The 26099-nt window shown below is 74.6% G+C and carries 27 protein-coding genes and 1 riboswitch; of the genes, 10 read left to right on the forward strand and 17 right to left on the reverse strand.

The features are described 5' to 3' along the window. Position 1 precedes the first annotated feature (1 nt). A complete protein-coding gene (locus KPL59_RS29915; protein ID WP_226362760.1) occupies positions 2 to 1360 on the reverse strand; it encodes an aminotransferase class V-fold PLP-dependent enzyme in 1359 nt (452 codons plus the stop codon). A gap of 43 nt (positions 1361 to 1403) precedes the next feature. Further along, a riboswitch (SAM riboswitch) is annotated at positions 1404 to 1518 on the reverse strand. A gap of 73 nt (positions 1519 to 1591) precedes the next feature. Here KPL59_RS29915 and KPL59_RS29920 point away from each other — a divergent pair. Both KPL59_RS29920 and KPL59_RS29925 read left to right on the forward strand, forming a co-directional pair. Then, complete coding sequence (locus tag KPL59_RS29920) at positions 1592 to 2272, forward strand: hypothetical protein (RefSeq protein ID WP_226362761.1); 681 nt, start codon at positions 1592 to 1594, stop codon at positions 2270 to 2272. Between the two features lie 71 nt (positions 2273 to 2343). Then, positions 2344 to 2721, forward strand: a complete 378-nt coding sequence (locus KPL59_RS29925) for a DUF2795 domain-containing protein (protein ID WP_226362762.1) — start codon at positions 2344 to 2346, stop codon at positions 2719 to 2721. Between the two features lie 38 nt (positions 2722 to 2759). Here the strand turns inward: KPL59_RS29925 and KPL59_RS29930 are convergent, their stop codons facing one another. The 13 genes from KPL59_RS29930 to hrcA form a co-directional block, all read right to left on the reverse strand. Beyond that, positions 2760 to 3152, reverse strand: coding sequence for a hypothetical protein (locus KPL59_RS29930; RefSeq protein ID WP_086002328.1), 393 nt, complete (start codon positions 3150 to 3152; stop codon positions 2760 to 2762). Positions 3153 to 3172: 20 nt separating this feature from the next. Beyond that, the gene (locus KPL59_RS29935; RefSeq protein WP_226362763.1) at positions 3173 to 3973 is read right to left on the reverse strand and encodes an isoprenyl transferase; all 801 of its coding nucleotides are present in this window, start codon (positions 3971 to 3973) and stop codon (positions 3173 to 3175) included. Positions 3974 to 4026: 53 nt separating this feature from the next. After that, the gene (locus KPL59_RS29940) at positions 4027 to 4389 is read right to left on the reverse strand and encodes a hypothetical protein (protein ID WP_226359361.1); all 363 of its coding nucleotides are present in this window, start codon (positions 4387 to 4389) and stop codon (positions 4027 to 4029) included. A 223-nt stretch (positions 4390 to 4612) separates the two neighbouring features. Continuing rightward, entirely contained in the window at positions 4613 to 5449 is an 837-nt protein-coding gene (gene recO / locus KPL59_RS29945) for a DNA repair protein RecO (RefSeq protein ID WP_075311402.1), read from the reverse strand. A gap of 20 nt (positions 5450 to 5469) precedes the next feature. Beyond that, positions 5470 to 6372, reverse strand: a complete 903-nt coding sequence (gene era, locus KPL59_RS29950; protein WP_226362764.1) for a GTPase Era — start codon at positions 6370 to 6372, stop codon at positions 5470 to 5472. Continuing rightward, positions 6369 to 7601, reverse strand: coding sequence for an L-2-hydroxyglutarate oxidase (lhgO, locus tag KPL59_RS29955; RefSeq protein WP_075311400.1), 1233 nt, complete (start codon positions 7599 to 7601; stop codon positions 6369 to 6371). Before lhgO ends, era begins: the two co-directional genes overlap by 4 nt. Before the next feature lie 144 nt (positions 7602 to 7745). Further along, complete coding sequence (locus KPL59_RS29960) at positions 7746 to 9170, reverse strand: hemolysin family protein (protein WP_020624620.1); 1425 nt, start codon at positions 9168 to 9170, stop codon at positions 7746 to 7748. 37 nt (positions 9171 to 9207) lie between these two features. After that, entirely contained in the window at positions 9208 to 9753 is a 546-nt protein-coding gene (ybeY, locus tag KPL59_RS29965) for an rRNA maturation RNase YbeY (protein ID WP_020624621.1), read from the reverse strand. Positions 9754 to 9857: 104 nt separating this feature from the next. Continuing rightward, positions 9858 to 10961, reverse strand: a complete 1104-nt coding sequence (locus KPL59_RS29970) for a PhoH family protein (RefSeq protein ID WP_226362765.1) — start codon at positions 10959 to 10961, stop codon at positions 9858 to 9860. 92 nt (positions 10962 to 11053) lie between these two features. Further along, positions 11054 to 11950: a S9 family peptidase gene (locus tag KPL59_RS29975; RefSeq protein ID WP_226362766.1), complete on the reverse strand. Its 897-nt coding sequence runs from the start codon at positions 11948 to 11950 to the stop codon at positions 11054 to 11056. Positions 11951 to 12020: 70 nt separating this feature from the next. After that, positions 12021 to 12776 (reverse strand): 16S rRNA (uracil(1498)-N(3))-methyltransferase, encoded by a 756-nt coding sequence (locus tag KPL59_RS29980; protein WP_226362767.1) that lies wholly within the window; start codon positions 12774 to 12776, stop codon positions 12021 to 12023. A 4-nt stretch (positions 12777 to 12780) separates the two neighbouring features. Next, a complete protein-coding gene (gene dnaJ, locus KPL59_RS29985) occupies positions 12781 to 13947 on the reverse strand; it encodes a molecular chaperone DnaJ (RefSeq protein ID WP_020624625.1) in 1167 nt (388 codons plus the stop codon). A 46-nt stretch (positions 13948 to 13993) separates the two neighbouring features. Then, complete coding sequence (gene hrcA, locus KPL59_RS29990; protein WP_075311390.1) at positions 13994 to 15013, reverse strand: heat-inducible transcriptional repressor HrcA; 1020 nt, start codon at positions 15011 to 15013, stop codon at positions 13994 to 13996. Between the two features lie 92 nt (positions 15014 to 15105). Between hrcA and KPL59_RS29995 the strand changes: the two genes are divergently transcribed. From KPL59_RS29995 to KPL59_RS30005, 3 genes are read left to right on the forward strand one after another with little or no spacing between them, the layout of a single operon-like run. Next, entirely contained in the window at positions 15106 to 16245 is a 1140-nt protein-coding gene (locus KPL59_RS29995; RefSeq protein ID WP_226362768.1) for a hypothetical protein, read from the forward strand. Continuing rightward, a complete protein-coding gene (locus KPL59_RS30000) occupies positions 16242 to 17147 on the forward strand; it encodes an ABC transporter ATP-binding protein (RefSeq protein ID WP_226362769.1) in 906 nt (301 codons plus the stop codon). The genes KPL59_RS29995 and KPL59_RS30000 overlap by 4 nt, the downstream gene beginning before the upstream one ends. Positions 17148 to 17189: 42 nt before the next feature. Further along, complete coding sequence (locus KPL59_RS30005; RefSeq protein WP_226362770.1) at positions 17190 to 18047, forward strand: ABC transporter permease; 858 nt, start codon at positions 17190 to 17192, stop codon at positions 18045 to 18047. Between the two features lie 41 nt (positions 18048 to 18088). On the opposite strand, the gene KPL59_RS30010 is transcribed toward KPL59_RS30005, so the two are convergent. From KPL59_RS30010 to KPL59_RS30020, 3 genes are read right to left on the reverse strand one after another with little or no spacing between them, the layout of a single operon-like run. Further along, positions 18089 to 18874, reverse strand: coding sequence for a lipase (locus KPL59_RS30010; RefSeq protein ID WP_226362771.1), 786 nt, complete (start codon positions 18872 to 18874; stop codon positions 18089 to 18091). Then, complete coding sequence (hemW, locus tag KPL59_RS30015; protein WP_374111677.1) at positions 18871 to 20130, reverse strand: radical SAM family heme chaperone HemW; 1260 nt, start codon at positions 20128 to 20130, stop codon at positions 18871 to 18873. The genes KPL59_RS30010 and hemW overlap by 4 nt, the downstream gene beginning before the upstream one ends. Continuing rightward, positions 20130 to 20735, reverse strand: coding sequence for a hypothetical protein (locus tag KPL59_RS30020; RefSeq protein WP_226362772.1), 606 nt, complete (start codon positions 20733 to 20735; stop codon positions 20130 to 20132). The genes hemW and KPL59_RS30020 overlap by 1 nt, the downstream gene beginning before the upstream one ends. Positions 20736 to 21058: 323 nt before the next feature. Here KPL59_RS30020 and KPL59_RS30025 point away from each other — a divergent pair, with 323 nt between their 5' ends. Genes KPL59_RS30025 through KPL59_RS30045 form a run of 5 tightly spaced genes read left to right on the forward strand, consistent with a single transcriptional unit; the run spans position 21059 to position 25833 of the window. Continuing rightward, positions 21059 to 22726 carry a nitrite/sulfite reductase gene (locus KPL59_RS30025; RefSeq protein ID WP_226359205.1) on the forward strand — a complete coding sequence of 556 codons (1668 nt, stop codon included), beginning with the start codon at positions 21059 to 21061 and terminating at the stop codon, positions 22724 to 22726. Then, entirely contained in the window at positions 22723 to 22899 is a 177-nt protein-coding gene (locus KPL59_RS30030; RefSeq protein ID WP_020624363.1) for a hypothetical protein, read from the forward strand. Before KPL59_RS30025 ends, KPL59_RS30030 begins: the two co-directional genes overlap by 4 nt. Further along, the gene (locus tag KPL59_RS30035) at positions 22896 to 23600 is read left to right on the forward strand and encodes a phosphoadenylyl-sulfate reductase (protein WP_226362773.1); all 705 of its coding nucleotides are present in this window, start codon (positions 22896 to 22898) and stop codon (positions 23598 to 23600) included. The genes KPL59_RS30030 and KPL59_RS30035 overlap by 4 nt, the downstream gene beginning before the upstream one ends. After that, a complete protein-coding gene (cysD, locus tag KPL59_RS30040; protein ID WP_020624365.1) occupies positions 23597 to 24535 on the forward strand; it encodes a sulfate adenylyltransferase subunit CysD in 939 nt (312 codons plus the stop codon). The genes KPL59_RS30035 and cysD overlap by 4 nt, the downstream gene beginning before the upstream one ends. Next, positions 24535 to 25833 (forward strand): sulfate adenylyltransferase subunit 1, encoded by a 1299-nt coding sequence (locus tag KPL59_RS30045; RefSeq protein ID WP_226362774.1) that lies wholly within the window; start codon positions 24535 to 24537, stop codon positions 25831 to 25833. Before cysD ends, KPL59_RS30045 begins: the two co-directional genes overlap by 1 nt. Positions 25834 to 26099: the final 266 nt, after the last annotated feature.

Below are 26099 nucleotides of genomic sequence, written 5' to 3' on the forward strand. Positions count from 1 at the left end.
CTCAGTCCCCGCAGCCGGGGACGGCGGGCAGCTCCCGGTCGCGGGCGAACGGGTCCGCCGGACGCGGGTCCGGGGTCGGCGCCCACCGGCCGTCGACGAGGGCGTAGGTCCAGGCCGGGCCGCGCCGTGCCAGATCGGTCAGCGCGTCGACCAGCCGGTCGACGTCGGAGGAGCCGGTGCGCAGGCCCAGCGACGCGCGCACGGCGTCGCGGCCGCCGGTGAGCCGCGCCAGCAGCGGGTGGGCGCAGAACCGGCCGTCGCGGACCCCGATGCCGTACTCGGCCGACAGCGCCGCCGCGACCAGCCCGGCGGGCAGCTCGCCCAGGGTGAACGAGACGGTCGCGGTGCGGTCGCCCGCGTCGTCGAAGCAGGACAGGGTCCGCAGGCCGGGGACCGTCGCCAGGCCGGCGTGCAGGCGGTCGGCCAGCTCGCGCTCGTGGGCGGGCACGATGTCGTCGATCAGCGGGTCCAGGCTCCGGCAAGCCGCTCCGAGCGCGGCGGCACCGAGCACGTTCGGGGTGCCGCCCTCGTGCCGCTGCGGCGACGGCAGCCACTCCGTGACCGTGCCGCCGCCCGGGCCGTCGGCGACGGACACGGATCGAACCGCTCCCCCGCCCGCGACGTGCGGGTCGGCGGCGTCGAGCCAGTCCCGGCGGCCGACGAGGACCCCGGCGCCGTAGGGCGCGTAGAGCTTGTGCCCGGACAGCGCGACGTAGTCCGCGTCCCACCCGGCCAGGTCGACGCGCCGGTGCGGGGCGAGCTGGGCGGCGTCGACGCACAGCCGGGCACCCGCGGCGTGCGCGACACGCGCGATCTCGGCGACCGGGAGGAGCTCGCCGGTCACGTTGGACGCCCCGGTGACCGCGACCAGCGCGGCGTCGGGACGGGCGGCGAGCTCGGCCCGCAACGCATCGAGCGTCGCCGCCACGGTGGCGGCGGCGGGCACGACGCGGTGCTCGCGGTCGCGCCAGGCCAGCAGCGTCGCGTGGTGCTCCAGGTCCAGGGTCACCACCGGGCCGGGGACGGCGCGGGCGAGCAGGCCGAGCGCGTCGGTGGTGTTGCGGGTGAACACCACGACGTCGTCGGCGCGGGCCCGGACGAACCGGGCGACGTCGGCGCGGGCGTTCTCCACGAGCGCGGTGCAGACCTTCGAGGTCCAGCCGGCGCCGCGGTGCACGCTGCCGTGGTAGGGCAGCACCTCGGCGACGTGGGCAGCGACCGGCTCCAGCGCCGGCGCCGACGCGGCGGAGTCGAGGTCGCAGTAGCGGGCCCACCGGCCGTCGACGAGCGGGACCGTGAGGTCCGCACCGACGACGCGGGGCAGGGCGTGCTGGACGGGACGTGGCAGGGCGAGGGTCATGATCGGGCCTCCGGCCGATCTCGGGGACCCGGCGTGGCGCACGGATCCGCGCTTGCCGACTGCGGGTGTCGCGTCGGCCCGGTCATCACCCGGGGCACCCCACCGCGGAGGAGGGTTGCCGTCCAGCGAGCCGGGGCTTCGCGCTGGCACTCGTGACCTTCGGCGACGAAACTAGCAGACCGTCTCAGATGGAGACACGTGAGCATCGCCACCCCGGATAGCGTCTGACCGATGACGGACACGCAGCCCGCGCCCACCACGGTCCGGCGGATCGACGTCCCGGAGTCCGGCGAGCTGGCCCAGCTCGCCGCCGTCTTCGAGGACCTGCAGTACGTGCTGCGCTGCTGCGAGCACCTGGTCACCGCCCTGGGCGGGCCCGAGTCCGGGCCGGTGCGGGTGGACGCCGACCCGGCGCTGGTCGAGGCCCTCTGGACCGGCGCCCTGATCGGCTACGTGCGGTGCTTCTCCGGCCGGACGAAGACGCTGACCACCGACGACCTGACGTCGCTGGAGCTCGACGGGGACGTCAGCGGGTTCCACGACATGGTGTTCAAGCTCCGCGATCACTACGCCTCCCGGCACGTGAACCCGCGCGAGTCGTACTCGATCGGCGTGGCCCAGTCCAACGACGGGACGCCCCGGGGCGTCGCCGTCGTCTCCACCCCGCGCCCGCTCGTCGACGAGACGACGGTCCGGCTGCTCGGCCGGGTCGCCTACAGCCTGTCCGGCCTGGTGGACGCCCGGATGAAGAAGTCCCAGAACGACGTCCTCGGCGTCGCGCACGGGATGACCGCGGGCCAGCTGGCGGGGCTGCCGCTGGTGCACCTCGACGGCAGCGGCGAGGCGGCCCCGGAGGACGCGGTGACCCGGGACGGCACTCGGGACGGCACCGCGGACGGCCCGGGGAACTGATCCCCGCCGGATGCATCATCCGGCGCACAGCGGCTACCCGGTCGGGACGCATCCCGACGAGAGGTGACCTCATGACCACCCGCACGACGACGTCCGACGCCGTCCGCACCGCCCTGCACGGCCTGGAGTTCCCCGCCGGCAAGGACGACCTGGCGTGGACCGCCGAGCGCAACGAGGCCGACGCCGCGACGGTCGAGGCCCTGCGGGCGGTGCCGGCCGAGGAGCACTACGCCTCGATCGCCGCCGTGGTGGCCGCCGTGGACCTGGCCGACGACGACCCGGCGCGCCAGACCGCGGGCGACACCGCGGACGAGCCGGCCGAGGAGACCGAGCAGCTTCGCGCGCAGCGGCGCACCGAGCACACCCGTCCCGGGCTGTCGGAGTCCACGAAGGACGTGGACCCGGTCAACCCGATCGCCGAGGAGCTCGGCACCAACCGCAAGAAGTGACCCGCGCGGCCGGGGCGGGCACCGCCCCGGCCGGCCGGTCAGCCGCCGACGAGCTCGGCCCGCATGCTCGACGCGGAGGACACGACGAGCATGAGCAGCGTCCCCATCGGACCCTCGCCCAGCCCGGCCGCGGGGAAGGCGTAGCGCAGCGTCACGTCCCAGCCGCGCTCGCCGCGCACCACCCGGGGCGTGCCGAACAGGCCCTCCCCCACCCCGAGCCCGACCCGTCGCGGCACGTCGTGCTCCGGGTCGGCGGAGTCCGGCAGGTCCCACGCCACGACGCAGGTCAGGTTGAGGACGGGCAGCCCCTCCTCCAGCTCGGTCCCCTGCACCACGCACAGCACGCCGCCGTGGGCGAAGGTCAGCGCGCCGTCGTCGTCGGCGGTGACGTCGTGGAACCGCTCCAGCGCACCCTTCGCGGTGGCGAGCATCCCGGTGATCACATCGGTGCTCACGGTGTCACCCCCGTCGCGGCGTCGCCCGTCGCGGCGTCCACGGCCCCGCCGAAACGCCGGTCCCGGCGTGCGTAGATCTCGATCGCCTGCCAGATGTGGCGCCGGTCGAAGTCGGGGAACAGCGTGTCCAGGAAGACCATCTCGGCGTAGGCGCTCTGCCAGAGCAGGAAGTTCGAGGTCCGCTGCTCCCCCGAGGAGCGCACGAACAGGTCGACGTCGGGCATGTCCGGCTCGTCGAGGTGGCGGGCCAGCATCCGCTCGTCGATCTTGTCGGGGTTGATCCGGCCCTCGGCGGCGAGCCGGGCGATCTGGCGCACCGAGTCGACGATCTCGGCGCGGCCGCCGTAGTTGACGCACATGGTCAGGTTCAGCACGTCGTTGCCGCGGGTGCGCTCCTCGGCGATCTCCAGCTCCTTGATCACCGAGCGCCACAGCCGCGGGCGGCGGCCCGCCCAGCGGACCCGGACCCCCATCGCGTCCATCTCGTCGACGCGGCGGCGGATGACGTCGCGGTTGAAGCCCATCAGGAACCGGACCTCGTCGGGGCTGCGCCGCCAGTTCTCGGTGGAGAACGCGTACGCCGACAGCCAGCGCACACCGAGGTCGATGCAGCCGCGGGCGACGTCCATCAGCGACGTCTCGCCCCGCTTGTGCCCCTCCGTGCGGGGCAGACCACGGGCGTTGGCCCAGCGGCCGTTGCCGTCCATGACGAGGGCGACGTGGCCCGGCACCAGCTCCGGCGGGATCGCCGGGGGCCGGGCACCGGACGGATGCGGTGCGGGAGGCTGGAACGGCACGTCACCGACCCTACGTCGGGGCCGATGGCCGGGCTCGGCCGCGGTGGTCGGGCTCAGTCGCGCTGGTCGGGCTGGGGCCAGGCCGGCACGGCCGGGTCCTCCAGCCGCTCGATGGTCTCGCGCAGCCGGCGCATCCCGCGGTGCCCGTGGACCCGGTCGACCTCCGACAGCGGTTCGGACTCGTCGGGCCGGATCACCGGCAGCATCGGGATGGCCGGCCAGGCGCCGTCCTCGGTGCGGGCCCGGACCTGACGCATCGCGCGGGTCGGCCCGTCCTGCGGGGACTCCGGCATGACCTCGGTGCGGGCCGGCAGCTGCTGGGTGGGCGGCACCGGGATCCGCTGCGTGGCGGCCGGGAGACGATGGGTGCGAGCGGTGTGGTCGTCGTCCGGCGGCGGTGTGTGGGGTCGGTTCACGACTGCCTCTCCGACGGGGCTGGGGTCCCCTCGATCACAGGAGGATAACGAGACCGCGCAACCGGTTGCCTGTCCTGAGCGACGTTCACCCGGTGGAGTCGGCGGAAGCGCCGTGCGCCGCGACCGGCGGCACCGCGGCGGGCGGCGCACCGGGAACGTCAACCGCTCGACGAAGCATACGGGCCGCTCACGGCAGCCCGATCGGGACACCGGGCCGATCGAACTAGTCGGACAGCGCGTCCGGAGGTGTCGGCGCACCGCCGTCCGGCGGTTCCGGGGCGGTCCCCGGCGCACCCGGCGCGACGACGGCGGCGGGCCGGACCCGGGCGCGGCGGTCGACCAGGGGCAGCGAGCGCAGCTGGCGCTCCAGGTGCCACTGCAGGTGCGCCGCGACCAGGCCGCTGGCCTCCCGCCGGGTCGGGGTGCCCGAGGCGTCGGCGGTGTCCCAGTCGCCGTGCAGCAGCGCCATGAGCAGCGCCACCGTCTCGGGGGCCGGGGTGACCGAGCCCGGCGGGCGGCAGCGCGGGCACACCATGCCGCCCCCGGCGACGGTGAACGACCGGTGCGGGCCGGGCGTCGCGCAGCGCGCACAGTCCGACAGCGACGGCGCCCACCCCGCATGGCTCATGGCCCGCAGCAGGAACGCGTCGAGCACCAGGGCCGGTTCGCGGGCGCCGTCGGCCAGCGCCCGGGTGGCACCGAGCAGCAGCAGGTAGACCCGCAGGCTCGGCTCGCCCTCCTCGGACACCAGCCGGTCCGCGGTCTCCAGGATCGCGCAGCCGCAGGAGTAGGCCGACCAGTCCGCGACGATCGCCGGCGCGAACGCGTCGACGGTCTGGGCCTGGGTGACCACGTCGAGCGTGCGCCCGGTGTAGCACTGGACGTCGACGTGGTTGAACGGCTCCAGCCGGGCGCCCCACCGCGACCGGGTGCGGCGCACGCCCTTGGCGACCACCCGGATCTTGCCGTGCTGACGGGTCAGCATCGTGATGATCCGGTCCGCCTCGCCCAGCTTCTGCACCCGGAGCACGATCCCGGTGTCGCGGTAGAGCTGGGCCATCCACCCAGTCTAGGTTCTCCTCAGAACCCCAGCTTGCGCAGCTGCTTCGGGTCCCGCTGCCAGTCCTCGGCGATCTTCACGTGCAGGTCCAGGTGCACCCGGGTGCCCAGCAGCTTCTCGATCTGGCGACGGGCGTCGCTGCCGACCTGCTTGAGCCGGGCACCGCCCTTGCCGATCACGATGCCCTTCTGGCTGGACCGCTCGACGTAGATGATCGCGTAGATCTCCAGCAGGTCCTTCTTCTCGATCGTCTCCTCGACGACGACGGCGATCGAGTGCGGCAGCTCGTCGCGCACGCCCTCCAGCGACGCCTCCCGCACGAGCTCGGCCACGAGCACGTCGGTCGGCTCGTCGGTGAGGTCGCCGTCCGGGTAGAGCTGCGGCCCCTCCGGCAGCAGCCCGACCAGCAGGTCCGACAGCAGCGATACCTGGAAGCCCGACCGCGCCGAGGTCGGCACGACCTCGGCGAAGTCCATCAGCGCCGCCACCTCGGTGAGCCGCTCGGCGACCTGCTCGGGGCGGGCGGTGTCGGTCTTGGTGACGACGGCGACCACCGGGGTGTGCGCGGCGATCCGGCCCAGCTCCTCGGCGATGAACCGGTCACCCTTGCCGACCTTCTCGTTGGCGGGCACGCAGAACCCGACGACGTCGACCTCGGACCACGTCTCGCGCACCAGGTCGTTGAGCCGCGACCCGAGCAGGGTCCGGGGGCGGTGCAGCCCCGGGGTGTCGACCAGGACGATCTGGGCGGCCGGTCGGTGCACGATCCCGCGGATCGCGTGCCGGGTGGTCTGCGGGCGCGAGGAGGTGATCGCGATCTTCTCCCCGACCAGCGCGTTGGTCAGGGTCGACTTGCCGGCGTTGGGCCTGCCGACGAAGCAGGCGAACCCGGACCGGAAGCCCTCGGGCCGTGCGCCGGTCATGCCGCACCGAGCCGGTCGAGGATCTCGCGGCCGATCGGCAGCGCCGCCGTCGCCGCCGGGGACGGTGCGTTCAGCACGTGCAGGATCGAGCCGGGGCGGCCCGCGCCGTCCGGACCGGCCTGGTCGAGGAACAGGAAGTCGTCGACCAGGGTGCCGTCGGCCTTCACGGCCTGGGCCCGCACCCCGGCGCCTGCCGGGTGCAGGTCGGAGGCGGTGACCTCGGGCAGCATCCGCTGGATCTGGCGGACCATCGCGCGCGTCGACAGCGAGCGGCGGACCTCGCCGATGCCGTAGCGCCAGTGCGTGCGCGCCACCTTCACCATGCCCGGGTAGGTCAGCGTCCCCAGCAGCTCCTTCGGCTTGACCGTGCGCCAGTCGTAGCCCTCGCGGGCCAGCGCGAGCACGGCGTTCGGGCCGGCGTGGACGGTGCCGTCGATGCCGCGGGTGGCGTGGACCCCGAGGAACGGGAACGCCGGGTCCGGGACCGGGTAGATCAGGCCGCGGACCAGCGAGGCGGCCCGCTCGGAGAAGCCGGAGTACTCGCCGCGGAACGGGATGATCCGCACACCGGGGTCGGCCCCGGCGAGGCGGGCGAGCTCGTCGCAGCGCAGTCCGCCGCAGACCACGGCGCGGGTGCCGAGCAGGTCACCGCGGGTGGTGCGCACGACGACGTCGGACGGGCGGCGGGCGAACCCGGTGACGGTGCGGCCGAGGTGCACCTCACCGCCGTTCTTCTCCACCAGCTCGCCCAGCTTCTCCGCGACCAGCCGGTAGTCGGTGATGCCGGTCGAGGGCACCCAGAGCGCGGCGAGGCCGCGGACGTCGGGCTCGTAGGTGCGGATGCCGTGCTCGTCGAGGCGGTGGTTCTCCACGCCGTTGGCGTCGCCGCGGCGGGCCAGCTCGTCGAGCCGGGGCAGCTCCTCGGGCTCGGTCGCGACGACGAGCTTGCCGCAGACCTGGTGCGGCAGGTCGTGCTCGCGGCAGAACGCGATGGTCTCGGCGCAGCCGGCGACGGCCAGGCGGGCCTTGTAGCCGCCGGGCGCGTAGTAGAGCCCGGAGTGCACGACGTTGGAGTTGTTGCCGGTCTGGTGGTTCGCCAGGCGCTGCTCGCGCTCGACGACGGCGACGCTCAGCCCGTTGCGGGTGGCGGCGTACGCGGTGGCCAGGCCGACGATCCCGCCCCCGACGACGACGAGGTCGTAGCGCGGTGTCGCGGGCAGCCCGGTCACCGGGCACGCTCCGCGGGGATGGTCGTGCGGGCAGCCATCAGGTCCTCCTCGCGTCCCGCCCGCGGCGGGACGGTCACGTCCGTCGGTCGTTCCCCGTGCCCGGGGGCGGCCAGGTCAGTGCCGTTCAGTGCCGTTCAGTGCCGGTCAGTGCCGGTCGGCGCCGGCGTGCTCGGTGGGGTCGCCCGCGACGTGGTCCGGCACGTCGGACTCCGAGGCGCCCTGGCGCGGCCCGTCGTGGCCGGTGTCCTCGGTCTCGGCCGGCTCCAGCGGGCTGACCAGCACCGAGGTGATGCGGACCCGACCGCGGGCGTCCTTGCCGCCCTCGCCCTGCAGTCGCAGCAGGCCGTCCAGCTCGGCGGTGGCCCCGGGCAGCGGCACCTTGCCCAGGCGCTGGGCGAGCAGCCCGCCGACGGTGTCGACGTCGGCGTTCTCCAGTGCCTCGTGCAGCTCGTCCTCGCGCGGGGTGCCGCGGAACCGCCCGGCGAACAGCTCCTCGAGGTCCTCGACGGGCAGCCGGGCCGCGACCCGGAAGGCGCCGTCGGAGACCTCGGCGACCTCGGGCACCTCCTCGGAGTCGTACTCGTCGGTGATCTCGCCGACGATCTCCTCCAGGATGTCCTCGATCGTCACCACCCCGGCGGTGCCGCCGTACTCGTCGACCACGACGGCCATGTGGTTGCGGGTGCGCTGCATCTCGCGCATGAGGTCGTCGCTGCGCTTGGAGTCCGGCACGAAGGCCGCGGGGCGCAGGATGTCGAGCAGGGCGACCTCGCGCTCGCCGCGCCGGGCCTCCTCGCGGGCCCGCACCAGGTCCTTGAGGTAGGCGATGCCGATGACGTCGTCGATGCCCTCGCCGAGCACCGGGATGCGCGAGTAGCCGCTCTTGAGCGCCAGCCGCAGCACCTTCTCCACCGGGGTGTCGCGCTCGGTCCAGATCAGGTCCGGCCGCGGCACCATGATGTCGCGGACCGGGGTCTCCCCCAGCTCGAACACCGAGTGGATCATCTTGCGCTCGCCCTCGTCGACGACGCCGCGGTTGCTGGCCATGTCGACGAGCTCGCGCAGCTCGACCTCGGTGGAGAACGGGCCGTCGCGGAAACCGGGGCCCGGGGTGATCGCGTTGCCCAGCAGGATGAGCAGCTTCGCCAGCGGCGAGAGCACCGTGCCCAGGGCACGGATCGGGGCGGCGAGCAGCAGCCCGATCCGGTACGGGTGCTGGCGGCCCAGGGTGCGCGGCCCGACCCCGACCAGCACGTAGCTGGCCAGCACCATGAGCACCGCGGCGAGCAGCAGCCCGATCCAGGGCGCGGAGAACAGCGGGGCCAGCGCGATCGCCAGCAGGATCACCGCGACCGTCTCGCAGGCGACGCGCAGCAGCATCAGCAGGTTGACGTGCCGCGGCCGGTCGGCGACGACGGCCGACAGCGCCCGCGCACCGGCCCGCCCGGACCGCACGACGGCGTCCACCCGGGCACGGGAGATCGACATCAGGGCCGAGTCCGCGGCCGCGAACACCCCGGCCAGCAGGACGAGCAGGACCGTCGCGACGATCAGCCAGACGGGGGTCACTTCTGCTCCTCGGAGAACGGGGTCGTGGGTCGTCCGGTCACCGGCCGACCTCGTCCTCGAAACCGGCGGCACCGAGCAGCCGGTCGTCGCTGCGCTTCTGGGCGTCCCGGGCGCGCTCGCGGGCCCGGTCCTCCCGCCAGCGGACGAGCAGCCGGTTCTGCAGCGCGAACATCTCGCGCTCGTCCTCGGGCTCGAGGTGGTCGTAGCCGAGCAGGTGCAGGATGCCGTGCACGGTCAGCAGGTGCAGCTCGTCGGCCAGGGTGTGCCCGGCCTTGCGCGCCTGGTCCCGGGCGAAGGCCGGGCAGAGCACGACGTCACCGAGCAGGGCGGGGCCCAGGTCCGGTGCGTCGGGCCGCCGGGTGTCCTCGGCGAGGGCGTCCATCGGGAAGGCCATGACGTCGGTGGGGCCCGGCTCGTCCATCCAGCGGACGTGCAGCTCCTCCATCGCGTCCAGCCCGACGGCGGTGATCGCCAGCTCGGCGGACGGGCTCACCTTCATCGCGTCCAGCGCGTACCGGGCGACCGACACGATCTGCGCCTCGTCGACCGCGACCCCGGACTCGTTGACGACCTCGATGCTCACGTCGCCGCTGCCCTGCCCCTGCTCGCCGATACGGATGTACGGGGCAGCCTAGACGGCCGCACCGACGGTCCCGGGCGCCACCCGCCCCTGGCCACCGTCCCCGGTCACCGCCGCCGGTCGGGACGCCGCGCGGGGCCGTTGCGGGGTGCGCCGTTGCCGACGGCGGCCGCGCGGTGCTCGACCGCGGCGAACCGGGCGTAGGCGTCGACGATGTCGGACACCAGGCGGTGCCGGACCACGTCGGCGCTCTCGAGCCGGGAGAAGTGCACGTCGTCGACGCCGTCGAGGATGTCCTGCACGACCGCCAGCCCGGACCGGGCGTTGCCCGGCAGGTCGACCTGGGTGATGTCGCCGGTGACCACGATCCGCGAGCCGAAGCCGAGCCGGGTGAGGAACATCTTCATCTGCTCGGGCGTGGTGTTCTGCGCCTCGTCGAGGATGATGAACGCGTCGTTGAGCGTCCTTCCCCGCATGTACGCCAGCGGCGCGACCTCGATCGTCCCGGCGGCCATCAGCTTCGGGATCGACTCCGGGTCGATCATGTCGTGCAGCGCGTCGTAGAGCGGGCGCAGGTACGGGTCGATCTTCTCGAACAGCGTGCCGGGCAGGTAGCCCAGCCGCTCCCCCGCCTCGACCGCGGGCCGGGTCAGGATGATCCGGTTGACCTGCTTGGCCTGCAACGCCTGCACGGCCTTGGCCATCGCCAGGTAGGTCTTGCCGGTACCGGCCGGGCCGATGCCGAAGACGATGGTGAACGCGTCGATGGCGTCGACGTAGCGCTTCTGGTTGAGCGTCTTGGGCCGGATGGTCTTCCCGCGCCGGGACAGGATGTCCAGGCTCAGCACCTCGGCCGGGGACTCGCCGAGCCGCTCGTCGGCGGTGTTCTCCGCCGAGAGCATCTGCACCGTGCGGCGCACGGTGTCCGCGCCGACCAGCTGGCCGCGCTCGGCCAGGGTGATCAGCTCGGTGAAGACCCGCTCGGCGAAGGCGACGTCGCCGGGGTCCCCGGACAGGGTCAGCTCGTTGCCGCGGACGTGGACGTCGGCGGTCAGCTCCTCCTCGGCGGCGCGCAGGCTCTCGTCGCGCGAGCCGAGCAGGGCGAGGAGGGCGGTGTCCGGCACGGCCATCCTCGACCGGACGGTCCCGCCCGGTGCTGCGTCGGACCGCTCGTCGGTCCGAGGGGTGGGGCCGGGTTCGGTGCCGGTCAAGAGTGTGTTCGCCTGCCTCGTACGTCGGGTCGCCGGACTGCGCCGATCGTACCGGTCGGACCGCGGACGGCACCCGCGGATTCGGCAGCGGGTCAGGCGGGCGCGCTCAGGCGTTCCACCGCCGCCAGCGCCGCCGCCCAGCCCGGATGGCGCACGTCGATGAGCTGCAGGTGGTTCGCGCCCTCGACCCGCACGAGCTCCGAACGGTCCCCGGTGGCCGTCGCGGCGGCGACGAAGTCCTCGCTCTGGGAGAGCGGGACGACCTCGTCGGCGGTGCCGTGCACGCACACCGACGGCACCCCGAGCGGGACGGCCTCCATCGGGCTGGTCGCGCGGAACCGGGCCGGGTCGGCGGCCGGGGTCGCCGCGACGAGGTCGGCGACGGCGCCGTCGCCGAGCAGCATCCCGCCGGCCAGGTCGAGCACCCCGGCCAGCGAGACCACCCCGGCCGGGCGCACCGCTGGCGCGGCGCCCGGGTCACCGGGGGTGAGCTTCGCGCGCATCGCGAGCCAGCCCGCGAGGTGCCCGCCCGCCGAGTGCCCGAGCACGACGAGCCGGCGCAGGTCGAGCCGGGTGGAGCGCAGGGTGGCGAGGTGGTCGGCGGCCATCGCGACGTCGTCGAAGGTGGAGGGCCAGCCGCCGCCGGCGTTCACCGTGCGGTACTCGATGTTCCAGACCGCGAAGTTCGCCGCGACCAGCGCGTCGACCACCGGCCGCATGACCGTGAGGTCGGTACCGGCCCGCCAGAACCCGCCGTGCACGACGAGCACGGTGCCGCGGGGCAGGTCCCGGGTGGCCGGGAAGGTCAGCTCGCCGAACTGCTGGGGCTGGCCGCCGTAGGCCATCCGCTCGGTCCGCGGTACGGCCTCGTCACGCGGGGGTCGGCGCGGGGCCGCGGGGGCGTCGTTGCCGCAGGCGCCGAGCAGCGGGGAGGCGGCGAGGCCGGCCAGCAGCGCGCGACGTCCGATCCGGGGAGCATGGTCACTCACGCGGCGGATGATGGCATCCGAACCCGGCCCACGACGACGGAATCGCCGGAAAGAGACGGCCCCGGCGGGGTCAGCGGGCCCAGCGGCCGGTGCGCACGGCGAGCGCGCCGAGCGCGACGCAGGCCGCGGTGGAGGCCCGCAGCACCTCCGGTCCCATCCGGACCGGGCCGGCGCCGGCGTCGGCGAGGCGGTCGAGCTCGGCGTCGTCGACGCCGCCCTCCGGTCCGACGGCGAGCAGCACCTCCCCCGCGGCGGGCAACGCGACCGAGGCGAGGTCGTCGCCCGCGGACTCGTGCAGCACCAGCGCGGTGTCGGCGGCACCGACCCGGGCGGCGAGCTGCGCGGTGGTCACCGGGTCGGCGACCCCGGGCTGCCACGGCCGCCGGGCCTGCTTGGCCGCCTCCCGCACGGTGGACCGCCAGCGTTCGAGGGCCTTCGCCCCGCGCGGGCCGTCGTCCCAGCGGGTGACGCAGCGCGCCGCCTTCCAGGGGACGAACCCGTCGGCACCGGCCTCGGTCGCGGTCTCCACGGCGAGCTCGCCGCGGTCGCCCTTGACCAGCGCCTGCGCGACGACGACGCGGACCGCGGGTGCGGGCACCCGGGTCACCGCGTGCAGCCGCACGGTCAGCGCGTCCCGCCCGGCGACGTCGACGACCTCGGCGCGGGCGAGCCCGCCCCGGCCGTCGGAGAGCACCAGCGCCTCGCCGGGGCGCAGCCGTCGCACGGTCGCGGCGTGCCGCCCCTCCGGGCCGTCGAGCACCATGTCGGAGCCCGGGCGCGGGAGGGACGCGACGTCGTCGACCAGGAACAGCGGCGCCGTCGTCACCGGGTCAGCGTCCGGTCCAGCTGTCGCGCAGCTTGGAGAACAGGCCGTGACCGTTGCGCGAGCCACCGATCAGGTCCGGCTGTGCCTCGCCGCGCAGCTCGGCGAGCTTGCGCAGCAGGTCGGTCTGCTCCTTGTCCAGCCGGGTCGGCACCACCACCTCCACGTGCACGAGGAGGTCGCCGTGGCCGTCGATGCGCCCGGTGGAGCGCAGCCGGGGCATGCCCTTGCCGCGCAGCGTGCGGACCGTGCCGTGCTGGGTGCCCGGCTCGACGTCGATCTCGGCGATCGTGCCGTCGAGCAGCGGCAGCGGCAGCGTGGTGCCGAGCGCGGCCGCGGTCATCGGCAGTGGGAGCGTGCAGTGCAGGTCGGCGCCGTCGCGGGTGAACAGCTCGTGCGGCGCCTCCTCCACCTCGACGTAGAGGTCACCGGCGGGACCGCCACCGGAGCCGACCTCGCCCTGCCCGGACAGGCGCACCCGCATGCCCTCGGCGACGCCGGCCGGGATCTTGACCGAGACGGTGCGCCGCGACCGGACCCGGCCGTCTCCCGCGCACTGGCGGCACGGGTCGGGGATGACCTCGCCGAACCCGCGGCAGGTCGGGCAGGGCCGCGCGGTGACGACCTGCCCGAGGAACGAGCGCTGCACGCTCTGGATCTCCCCGGAGCCGCCGCAGGTGTCGCAGGCGGTGGGACGGGTGCCGTCCGCGCAGCCGGAGCCCTGGCACTGGGTGCACAGGACCGCGGTGTCGACGGCGAGGTCGCGCTGCACACCGGCGGCGCACTCCTCCAGCGTCAGCTCCATCCGGATCAGCGCGTCGGCCCCGGGCTGGACCCGGCTGCGCGGGCCACGCCCGCGTCCACCGGCCGCGGTGCCGCCGAAGAACGCGTCCATGATGTCGCTGAAGCCGCCGAACCCGGCGAACGGGTCACCGCCGCCGCCACCCCCGCCGCGGGCGTCGAGGGGGTCGCCACCGAGGTCGACGACCCGGCGCTTCTCCGGGTCGGTCAGCACCTCGTAGGCGGCGCTCACCTCCCGGAACCGCTCCTGGGCGCCGGGATCGGGGTTGACGTCCGGGTGCAGCTCACGGGCGAGCTTGCGGTACGCCCGCTTGATCTCCGAGGCGTCGGCGCCGCGCTCGACGCCCAGGATCCCGTAGTAGTCGCGTGCCACCTGGCTCTTTTCCTCTGAGAAGTACCTACAACGACGATGAAAGGGCCTACCGACCGGTCAGGATCTCACCCACGTACCGGGCGACCGCATGCACCGCCGAGATCGTGCCCGGGTAGTCCATCCGGGTGGGCCCGACGACGCCCATCCCGCCCAGTGGGGTCCCCGAGCCGTACCCCACGGTGACCACGGACGCCGTGCGCAGGTCCTCGGCCTCGTTCTCCTCGCCGATCCGGACGGTGACCAGCCCGGACTCCTGCGACGCCGCGAGCAGCCGCATGACCACGACCTGCTCCTCCAGCGCCTCCAGGACCTGGCGCAGCGAGCCGGGGAAGTCGGCGTGGCTGCGGGTCAGGTTCGCCGTGCCGCCCAGCACCATCCGCTCCTCGGGGTGCTCGACGAGGGTCTCGATGAGCACCGTCGCGAGGTGCAGCAGCGGGGTGCGCAGGTCCTCCGGCGCGGTGTCGGGCAGCTCGGCGACGGCCGCGGAGGCCTCGGCGAGCTTGCGACCGTTGAGGGCGTTGCCGAGCATCTCGCGCAGCCGGGCGACGTCGTCGTCGGCGAGCACGTCCCCCAGGTCCACGACGCGCTGGTCGACGCGCCCGGAGTCGGTGATCAGCACCAGCATCAGCCGGGCCGGGGTCAGCTGCACGACCTCCAGGTGGCGGACCGTGGAGCGGGTCAGCGTCGGGTACTGCACGACGGCGACCTGGCGGGTCAGCTGCGCGAGCAGCCGCACCGAGCGGCGCAGCACGTCGTCCAGGTCGACCGCACCGTCCAGGAACGTCTGCACGGCCCGCTTCTCCGCCGACGACAGCGGCTTGACCTGCGAGATCCGGTCGACGAACTGACGGTAGCCCTTGTCGGTCGGGATCCGGCCGGCGCTGGTGTGCGGCTGGGCGATCAGCCCGTCCTCCTCGAGGACGGCCATGTCGTTGCGGACCGTTGCGCTCGACACCCCGAGGTTGTGCCGGTCGACGATGGCTTTGGAGCCCACGGGCTCCTGCGTCGACACGTAGTCGGCCACGATGGCCCGTAGTACGGCGAAGCGCCGTTCGTCGGCGTTCATCTCATCGCACCTCCCCCGGTATGCCCCGTCCATCCTAAGCTCCGCCGCGGTCGCGCGGCCGCGGCACACGGCGTGGCACGGTGGGTGGGGTGATGTCCGCACGCCGCTTCGGCCGGCGCTCCCTGATCGTCGGCGCCGGCGCCCTCGCCCTGGTCGCGGCCGGTACGACCGACCGCTGGCTCCCCGTCGACGGCGGCGCCGGGACGCCGGACCCGGTCGCGCTGCGGGCCCGGATCCTGGCAGGTGTCGTCCCCCACTCCGGGCTGGCGACGGCGACCGGCCGGCTCGGGCTGCCCACCGTCGCGCCGATCGGGTCCGCGGCCCGCCTGCTGTCCACCACCACCCGGCTCCGCGTCCAGGTCGCCGACGACGGCCGCTGGCGGGTCGACGAGCTGACCCCGGTCGGCGAGGTCGACACCTACCGCGACGGGCAGGTCGAGCAGGTCTGGGACTACGGCGCGAACCGGCTCACCACCATCGAGCCACTCGCCCCGGTGCGGTTCCCGCGGGCCTCGGACCTCGCCCCGGCCGACCTGGCCCGCCGGCTGCTCGGCGCCACCCCGGACGACCCGGTGACGGCGCTGCCGCCGCGCCGGGTGGCCGGGCTGGCCGCGGCCGGGCTGCGGGTGACCCCGGCCGACCCGGACAGCCTGGCCGGCCGGATCGACGTGTGGTCGGTCCTCGTCGGCGACGGCGCCCTCCCGGTCGCGGTCGAGATCGCCGCCCGGGACGGCGCGGGCCCGCTCCTGGAGACGGCGTTCGAGGCGGTGGAGACCGGCCCGCCACCCGGCTCCGGCCTCGTCCCGGCGCCGCCGTCGTCGGCGGAGCGGGTACGGACCCGCCCGGACGGCCTGACCGGGTCGCTGCAGGGGGTCGGCGCGGTCCCGCCGCCGGACCGGCTCGCCGGCCGGGACCGGGTGGAGCTGCCGGTGTCCGGGGACGTCCCGGCCGCCGAGCTGCTGCCCGGGGTCGGCGTCTACGGGACGGGGGTCGACCGGTTCGTGCTGGTCCCGGCCGGGCCGGAGGTCGTCGACGGGATCGTGCGCGGCTCGGCCGCCGCGGGCGGGGTGGACGTGCCGGGCCTGCCCGGCGGCTCGGCCGCCCGGGTGGCGACGCCGCTGCTCAGCCTGGTCGTCGCCCGTCGGCGACGGCGCGGGGTGCTGCTGGCCGGGACGGTGCGACCCGGTGTGCTGGAGTCCGCCGCCGTCGAGCTGATGGGGGCGGGCCGGTGAACGACCCGGTGGTCGCGACGCACGCCCTGACCAAGCGGTTCGGCCGGGTCACCGCCGTCGACGGCGTCGACCTGGCGGTGCCGGCCGGATCGCGGTTCGGGCTGCTGGGCCCGAACGGCTCGGGCAAGACGACGCTGGTGCGGATGCTGCTCGGACTGGTGCACGCCACCTCGGGGTCGATCGAGGTGCTGGGCTCGCCGATGCCGCGGGCCGCGGCCACGGTGCTGCCCCGGGTCGGGGCGCTGGTCGAGTCCCCCGCCGCCTGGCCGGGGCTGTCGGGGCGGGCGAACCTGACCCTGCTCGACGCGGCGGGCTCGGTGGGCGGCCCGCTGCACCGGCCCGCCGACCGGCGACGACGGGTGCAGGACGCGTTGGACCAGGTCGGCCTGGGCGGGGTCGACCGCCGCCCGGTGCGGGCGTACTCGCTGGGGATGCGCCAGCGCCTGGGCATCGCCTCGGCGCTGCTGCGCACCCCGGAGCTGCTGCTGCTCGACGAGCCGACCAACGGCCTCGACCCGCGCGGCATCGGGGAGATGCGTGCCCTGCTGACCGCACTGAACGACCGGGGCACGACCGTGGTGCTGTCCAGCCACCTGCTCGCCGAGGTGGAGACGCTGTGCACCCGGGTTCGGGGTGATGGACGCCGGGCACCTGGTGCTCGTCCAGGATCTCGACGAGCTGCGCGCACCCACCGGCCGGGTCATGGTCCGCACCCCGGCCCCGGCGGCCGCGGCGCGGGTGCTCGGCCGGGCGCTGGAGTCCGCCGACGGCGACCGGCTCGTGGTGCGGGCCGTCGACCCCGCCGACCTCAACGCGCACCTGGTGCGGGCCGGGGTGCCGGTGGCGTCGCTGGAACCCGAGCGACGCACTCTGGAACAGGTGGTCCTGGAACGCACCGGTGACGGCTCGGACCGGGTGGCGACGGCCGGGCGGGAGGTGGCGCGGTGATCCTCGTCGAGCTCGCGCTGCTGCTGCGCCGCACCCGGGTGTGGCTGTGCTGGCTGCTGCTGTGCGCGCTGCCGGCACTGGTCGCGGTGGTCGTCTCGGCCACCGGGATCCTCCCGCCGCCGGGGCAGGGACCGGCGTTCCTGTCCGCGGTCGCGACGAACGGGCAGATCTTCCCGGCGTTCGCGCTGGCGCTGGTGCTGCCGATCCTGCTGCCGATCACCGTGGCGGTGGTCGCCGGGGACACCATCGCCGGGGAGGCCGCCGCGGGGACGCTGCGCTACCTGCTGATCCGGCCGGTCGGACGGCTGCGGCTGCTCGTGGCGAAGCTGGTGTCGGTGGCGTTCTTCGTGGTCACCGCGGTGACCCTGGTGGTGCTGACGTCGTACGTCGTGGGGATCGCGGTGTTCGGCACCGGCACCACCACCGCCACCGGGGGCCTGACCCTGCCCCCGGTCGACGCCGGGCCCGGCTCGGTCGCGTCGCTGTCCGGGACGGTGATCGAGCCGGCGGACCTGGCGACCCGGACCGGGCTGACCGTGGCCTACCTGGCGCTGTGCATGCTCACCCTGGGCTCGCTGGGGATCTTCTTCTCCACCCTGACCGACTCGCCGCTGGCGGCGGCGCTGGCGGTGCTCGCGGTCGTCGTGACCAGCGCGTCGCTGCAGGCCCTCGACGCCTCGGCCGCGTTCGTCGACTTCCTGCCGACGGCGCACTGGCTCGCCTGGATCGACCTCTACCGCGACCCGGTCCTCTACGACGCCGCCCGCACCGGGGCGTGGGTGCAGGCCGGCTGGGTGGCCGTCGCCGTCGGGGCGGCGTGGGCGAACCTGGCGACCAAGGACATCGCGAGCTGACCGCCCGCCCGCAGCGGCCCGCCCGCCTCAGCCCGCCCGCTTCAGCCCGCGGCGCGCAGGGTGCCGCAGTCGGCCGGGGCCGCCTCGATCGGTGCGGTGGACAGCGCACGGACGACCAGGCCGATCACGGCGTCGTCGGCGGGCAGGGCGCCGTGGCCGACGGTCGAGCCCGGGCACAGCTGCTGCAGCTCCACGTTGACCGCGCCGTCGAGGCGGGCCGAGGTGGGCGGGGTGACGACCCGGTCGCGGTCGGTCCACACCGACAGCCACGGCACCGCCGTCCCGGCACCGGCGAGCTCCCCCAGCAGCGCCGAGCCCGGGACGAGCTGGCGGCAGGCCTGCGGGCACGCCTCCGGGGCGAGCGCGGCGGCGGACCCGGCGACGGTCGTCCCGGCCAGCGGGGAGCCGATCGACACGATCCGCCGGGCCCGGGCCGGGCCGTCGTCGCGGACCGCCCACAGCCCGGCGACGACGCCGCCCGCGGAGTAGCCGACGACGTCGACCGACGGCGCCCCGGAATCGGTGGCGACGGTGACCGCGCGGTCCAGCACGTCCACCTGCCGGTCGAGGTCGCCGGTGCCGTCGCCGCCGAGGGCCAGGACGCGGGCGTCGCGGCCCTGGGCACGCAGGGCCCCGGCGAGGACCTCCAGGCCGGTGCGGTCGCCGCCGTAGCCGGGGACGAGCAGGACCGGTCCCGGTCGGTCCTGGGCGACGGGCCCGCGCGCGCCGCGGGACGCGCCGGGCAGGGCGACGACGACCGCGGCCACCACACCCACCGCGACCAGCAGCGCGACGACGACCAGCAGCGCCCGGCGGCGCGGGCTCACCGGACCCCCGCCGGGCCTGCGGTGCCGAGCACCCCCGCGGTGGCGGGACCGCTCGCGGTGGCGGGACCGGTCGCGGCGGGTTCCTCGTCGGCGATCAGCAGTTCGGTGACGACCCGGTCGGCCAGCAGCCGTCCGCGGTCGGTCAGCACGGCGCGGCCCGCCGCGTGCGCCACCGGGTCCAGCAGCCCCTCGGCGACGGCGCGGGCGGCGGCCGCGCGACCGCCGTCGTGCAGCAGGGTCATGGCCATGCCCTCGGCCAGGCGCAGCCGCAGCATGACCCGCTCGGTGTGCCGCTCGTCGGCGGTGAGCTCCTCGCGTCCGCCCTCGGGTGTCTCCCCCGCGGCGAGCGCGCCGGCCCAGCGCGCCGGGTGCTTGACGTTCCACCAGCGCGTCCCGGCCAGGTGGGAGTGCGCGCCGGGGCCGATCCCCCACCAGTCGCCGTCACGCCAGTAGCCCAGGTTGTGCCGGCACTCGGCCCCGGGCAGCGACCAGTTCGAGACCTCGTACCAGGCGAGTCCGGCGTCGCGCAGCCGGGCGTCGAGCAGCTCGTAACGGGTGGCGGCGACGTCGTCGTCGGGAGCGGGCAGCTCGCCGCGGCGGACCCGGCGGGCCAGCGCGGTCCCGTCCTCGACGATGAGCGCGTAGGCCGAGACGTGGTCGACACCGGCGTCGAGGACGGCGTCGGCGGAGGCGCGCAGGTCGTCGTCGGTCTCGCCGGGGGTGGCGTAGATCAGGTCCAGGTTGACGTGGGCGAACCCGGCAGCACGGGCCTCCCGGGCGGCGGCGACGGCGCGCCCGGGGGTGTGCGTGCGGTCGAGCACGGCGAGCACGTGCGGGGCGGCGGACTGCATGCCCAGCGAGATGCGGGTGAACCCGCCGGCCCGCAGCCGGTCGAAGAACTCCGGGGAGACCGACTCGGGGTTGGACTCGGTGGTGACCTCGGCGTCCTCGGCGAGCGGGAGGTGCTCGCGGACGCAGTCGAGCATCGCGACGAGCCGGTCCGCGCCGATCAGCGACGGGGTGCCGCCACCGACGAACACCGTCTCCACGGTGCGGTCCCCCACCGTGCGGGCGGCGAGCGCGATCTCGGCGCGGGCGGCGGCGAGCCAGCCGTCCGGGGACGCGGCGTCACCGGCCAGCTCGGAGGCGGTGTAGGTGTTGAAGTCGCAGTAGCCGCAGCGGGTCGCGCAGAACGGCACGTGGACGTAGAGCCCGAAGGCCGGCGGCACGGAGGTCACGTCCGGCGAGTGTGCCACTACCGGGTCGGACGGGTCGGCACCCGGACCTCGACCGGGACGCCGAGGGCGCGGGCCACCGCCGGGACGTCGAACCCGTCGAGCGGGTACTCCACGATCCCCGGATCGGTCTCCAGCAGCTCGTACACGGCGTCACCGACCGGCGGCACCGACAGCTCCAGGCGCAGGAACGCCGGGACCGGGAGCAGCCGTGGCGTGGACCGCATCGCGGTGTGCACGGTGACCCGGCGGAGGACGCCGCGGGGCAGCCGCACCGGACGGTCCGGCTCGACCGGGGCGACCAGCTCGACGGCGTCCGGCCCGACGACGACGCGGCGGGCGAGCCGGATGCGCGCGGCCGTCACGAAGAAGGCGACCGCCGCCACCAGCGCGATCAGGCCGAACACCAGGCCGATCAGCCGGGTCACGACGGTGTTGCCGGGGCGCCCGTCGTCCATCACCGACCAGCCGGTGGCCGCCGCCCGCAGGAAGGCGATCGCGGCGAGCATCGCCACGGCCGAGAGCACGACCCCGACCGCGACGCGCACCGGTTGCGGCCGCAGGTGCACCACGTCCGTCGACGGGGTCGGGTCGTGCTGCCAGGAGGTGGCGTCGGGCGTCGTCATGGGCGGAGAATGGCCGAACCGGCACCCGCACCGTGGCGTTTCCGGCCGGAACGGCCGTCCCGGCGGCGAACGTCCGGACCTATCAGCCCACCTCTCCCAGGATGCGAACATCACTTTGTGGCAGGTCCGGACACCGTGGCACCCTGTATCCGTGCCCGCACTCCGTCTCCGCCTCGTGGCGCGTCGCCACGTGGACCTGAACCGGACCCGTAGCGCGCTCTGTCGTCGGCACTGACCCGACGGCCCCTTCTGAACCGCCCGGGCCGCTCCGCGCCCCGTCCCGGGCCGGAGTGCGCCCGAACCCACATCGGAGCACCCACCACATGGCGCCCTCGAAGACCGCACCCCGCCGCCCGAAGGGCCAGGGGCAGTGGAAGCTCGGCCACCGCGAACCGCTGAACCCCAACGAGCGCAGCAAGCGCGACGACAACCCGCTCAACGTGCGCGCGCGGATCGAGAACGTCTACGCCAAGCGCGGCTTCGACTCGATCGACCCCGCCGACCTGCGCGGTCGGTTCCGCTGGATGGGGCTCTACACCCAGCGCAGGCCCGGGATCGACGGCGGCCGCACCGCGGCGCTGGAGCCCGAGGAGCTCGACGACGAGTACTTCATGATGCGCGTGCGCCTCGACGGTGGCTCGGTCTCGGTCGAGCAGCTGCGCGCGCTCGGTGAGGTCTCGCAGCGCTACGGCCGCGACACCGCCGACGTCACCGACCGGGAGAACATCCAGTACCACTGGATCCGCGTCGAGGACGTCCCGGCGATCTGGAACCTGATCGAGCCGCTGGGCATGCAGACCACCGAGGCCTGCGGCGACTGCCCGCGCGTGGTCATGGGCTCCCCCGTCGCCGGCGTCTCCGCCGACGAGGTGGTGGACCCGACCCCGGCCATCGACGAGATCGTGCGCCGCTTCATCGGCGACCGCGAGCTGTCGAACTTGCCGCGCAAGTTCAAGTCCGCGATCTCCTGGCAGCAGGACGTCGCGCACGAGATCAACGACATCTCCTTCGTCGGCGTGGAGCACCCCGAGCACGGCCCCGGCTTCGACCTGTGGGTCGGCGGTGGCCTGTCGACCAACCCGCGGATCGCGGAGCGCCTCGGCGCCTGGGTCCCGCTGGACGAGGTGCCCGACGTGTGGCACGGCGTCATCCAGGTCTTCCGCGACTACGGCTACCGCCGCCTGCGCCACCGCGCCCGCATCAAGTTCCTCATCGCCGACTGGGGCCCGGAGAAGTTCCGCCAGGTCCTGGAGGACGAGTACCTGGGCCGGAAGCTGGTCGACGGCCCCGCTCCGGCGGTCCCCGAGCGCCCGATCGACCACGTCGGCGTCCACAAGCAGAAGGACGGCCGCAACTACGTCGGCGTCGCCCCGCCCTCGGGCCGGGTGTCGGGCACGACGCTGCTCGCCGTCGCCGACGCCGCCGAGCGCGCCGGGTCGGACCGCATCCGGTTCACCCCGTACCAGAAGATCGTCGTGCTGGACGTGGCCGACGACAAGCTCGACGGGCTGATCGAGGACCTGAACAAGCTCGGGCTGCCGGCCCGGCCGTCGACCTGGCGTCGTTCGACGATGGCCTGCACCGGCATCGAGTTCTGCAAGCTCGCGATCGTCGAGACCAAGGAACGGGCGATCCGGCTGGTCGAGGACCTGGAGAAGCGCCTCGCCGACGTCGTCCCCGACGTGCCGATCACGCTGCACCTCAACGGCTGCCCGAATGCCTGCGCCCGCACCCAGGTCGCCGACATCGGGCTCAAGGGCCAGATCGTCACCGACGCCGACGGCAACCAGGTCGAGGGCTTCCAGGTGCACCTGGGCGGCGGCCTCGGGCTCGACTCCGGGTTCGGCCGCAAGCTGCGCGGGCTCAAGGTCACCAGCGCCGAGCTCGGTGACTACGTCGAGCGGATCGTGCGCCGCTTCGCCGAGCAGCGCGACGGCGACGAGCGCTTCGCCCAGTGGGTCCTGCGGGCCGACGAGGCGGACCTGAAATGAGCGAGCGCGCCGCGACGTTCTACTGCCCGTACTGCGGCGAGGAGGACCTGCGTCCGGCCGAACGGTCGGACAAGGTCCCCGGCGCCGCCTGGTGGTGCGCCGGCTGCCTGCGCACCTTCGTCGTGACCTTCGTGGGGATCGGCGTCCCCGAGACCTCGGGAGCGGAATCATGAGTGTTGCCCTGGAGAACGACCTGCGGGTCACCGCCGAGCGCGGTGCCGCCGACCTCGGTCCGGACGCGACCGCCGAGCAGGTGCTCGCCTGGGCCGCGGAGACCTTCGGCGACCGGCTGATCGTCGCCTCCAACATGCAGGACGCCGTGCTGGTCGACCTCGCCCAGCGGGCGAAGCCGGACGTCGACGTGCTGTTCCTGGAGACCGGCTACCACTTCGCGGAGACCATCGGCACCCGCGACGCGGTCGACGCCGTCTACCCGCAGCTGCGCATCGTGAACGCGCAGGCGGACCAGTCGGTCGCCGAGCAGGACGCCGAGTACGGCAAGGACCTGTTCGCCCGCGAGCCGGACCGCTGCTGTGCGCTGCGCAAGGTCGTCCCGCTGGAGCGGACCCTGTCCGGCTACGACGCCTGGGTCACCGGCGTCCGCCGGGTCGAGGCCCCGACCCGGGCGAACACCCCGCTGGTCACCCACGACGAGAAGTTCGGCCTGGTGAAGGTCAACCCGATCGCCGCCTGGTCCGACGAGGACATGGACGCCTACATCGCCGAGCACGGAATCCTGGTGAACCCGCTGGTCGACGCCGGATACCCGAGCATCGGCTGCGCCCCCTGCACGGCGAAGCCGAAGCCCGGCGAGGACCCCCGCTCCGGTCGCTGGGCCGGTCGCGCCAAGACCGAGTGCGGGCTGCACGCATGACCGCCCTGGAGGAGACCGCCGTGACCCCCGCCGTCACGACCCCGGCCCTGGACGCGCTCGACGCCCTGGAGTCCGAGGCGATCCACGTGTTCCGCGAGGTCGCCGGCGAGTTCGACCGCCCGGTGATCCTGTTCTCCGGTGGCAAGGACTCGACACTGCTGGTGCACCTGGCGATCAAGGCGTTCGCGCCGGCCAAGGTGCCGTTCGGTCTGCTGCACGTCGACACCGGGCACAACTACCCCGAGGTCATCGAGTTCCGGGACCGGGTCGCCGCGCAGCACGGGCTGCGCCTGGACGTCGCCCGCGTCGAGGACTACCTCGCCGACGGCCGGCTCGTCGAGCGCGCCGACGGCACCCGCAACCCGCTGCAGACCCAGCCGCTGCTCGACGCGATCGCCGAGCACCGCTACGACGCCGTGTTCGGCGGCGGCCGGCGCGACGAGGAGCGCGCCAGGGCCAAGGAGCGGATCATGAGCCTGCGCGACGCGTTCGGCCGCTGGGACCCGCGCAAGCAGCGCCCGGAGCTGTGGAACCTCTACAACGGACGGCACGCCCCCGGCGAGCACGTCCGGGTGTTCCCCATCTCCAACTGGACCGAGCTCGACGTCTGGCGCTACATCCGGCGCGAGGGCATCGAGCTGCCGTCGATCTACTACGCGCACGAGCGCGAGGTGTTCCAGCGCGACGGCATGTGGCTCGCCGAGGGTCCCTGGGGCGGAGCGCGCGACGGCGAGAAGCTGGAACGCAGGTCGATCCGCTACCGCACGGTGGGCGACGGCTCGTGCACCGGAGCCGTCGAGTCCACCGCCACCACCCTCGACGAGGTCATCGCCGAGGTCACCGCGTCGCGGCTCACCGAGCGTGGCGCGACCCGGGCCGACGACCGGCTGTCCGAAGCCGCGATGGAGGACCGGAAGAAGGAGGGCTACTTCTGATGGTCGACACCGCCACCCCGCGCGACCTGCTGCGCTTCGCCACGGCGGGCTCCGTCGACGACGGCAAGTCCACCCTGGTCGGGCGCCTGCTCTACGACACCAAGTCGGTACTGGCCGACCAGATCGAGGCCGTCGAGCGCGCCTCGGTCGACAAGGGGATGTCCACCCCGGACCTGTCGCTGCTCGTCGACGGCCTGCGCGCCGAGCGCGAGCAGGGCATCACCATCGACGTCGCCTACCGCTACTTCGGCACGCCGACGCGGGAGTTCGTGCTCGCCGACACCCCGGGTCACGTGCAGTACACCCGCAACACCGTCACCGGCGCCTCCACCGCCGAGCTGGCGGTGCTGCTGGTCGACGCCCGCAACGGCGTGGTCTCCCAGACCCGCCGGCACGCCGCGGTGCTGTCGCTGCTGCGCGTCCCGCGTCTGGTCCTGGCGATCAACAAGATCGACCTCATCGAGTACGACGAGGCCAAGATCGCCGACATCGAGCGCGAGTTCACCGAGCTCACCCGTTCGCTCGGCTTCGACGACGCCGCGGTGCAGGTCATCCCGGTGTCCGCGCTGGTCGGGGACAACGTGGCGTCCCGCAGCGGGCACACCCCCTGGTACACCGGGCCGACGCTGCTGGAGCACCTGGAGTCGGTCCCGGTCGAGGGCCCGGACACCACGGCCCCGTTCCGGATGCCGGTCCAGTACGTGATCCGGCCCCGCACGGACGAGCTCCACGACTACCGCGGCTACGCGGGCCAGGTCGCCTCGGGCACCGTCCGTCCGGGCGACGAGGTCGTCGTCCTGCCCGAGGGGCACCGCACCACCGTCTCCGAGGTCCGGACCGCCGACGGCCCGCTGGCGGCCGCCGGGGCCGGGCTCAGCGTGACGGTGCTGCTCGCCGACGACATCGACGCCCCCCGCGGCGCCCTGATCGCGGCCGCGTCCGACGTCCCGGAGGTCACCTCCGAGATCGACGCGACGCTGTGTTGGCTGGCCGAGAAGCCGCTGCTGCCCGGCGCGCGACTGCTGCTCAAGCACGGCACCCGCACCACCCAGGTGATCGTCGGGGCGCTGGGGTCGCGGCTGGACACCGAGACGGTGTCCTACGCCCCCGCCCCGGAGAAGCTGGAGATCAACGACATCGGACGGGTGTCGCTGCGCGTCGCCGACCCGCTGCCGGTCGACGCCTACGCCCGCGTCCGCACGACCGGCGGGTTCCTGCTGATCGACCCGCCGACGGGCAACACGCTCGCGGCCGGGCTGGTGGGCGACCCGCTCGCGGCGGTGCCGGCCGCCGGCTGACGGTGACCACGCCCGACGGCCCCGCACCCGCTCCGGGTGCGGGGCCGCGGTCGTCCCCGGCCCCGCGACGACGACCGTCGCGACCCGGCGATGATCGCGACGAGTGAGGGGAACGGTGCCCGAACCGGCACCGATCCTCTCACTGCCGGCGATCACCGGGTGGGCGCGACGGCGCACGGTGTCCGGACCGGCCCCGGTGTATCGGGTCACAGCCGCAGCCCACGACAGCGGGCCGACCCCGGAACCATCCCGACACCAGCTGGTCA

Source organism: Pseudonocardia sp. ICBG1142, from assembly GCF_020496255.1.
GTDB lineage: Bacteria > Actinomycetota > Actinomycetes > Mycobacteriales > Pseudonocardiaceae > Pseudonocardia.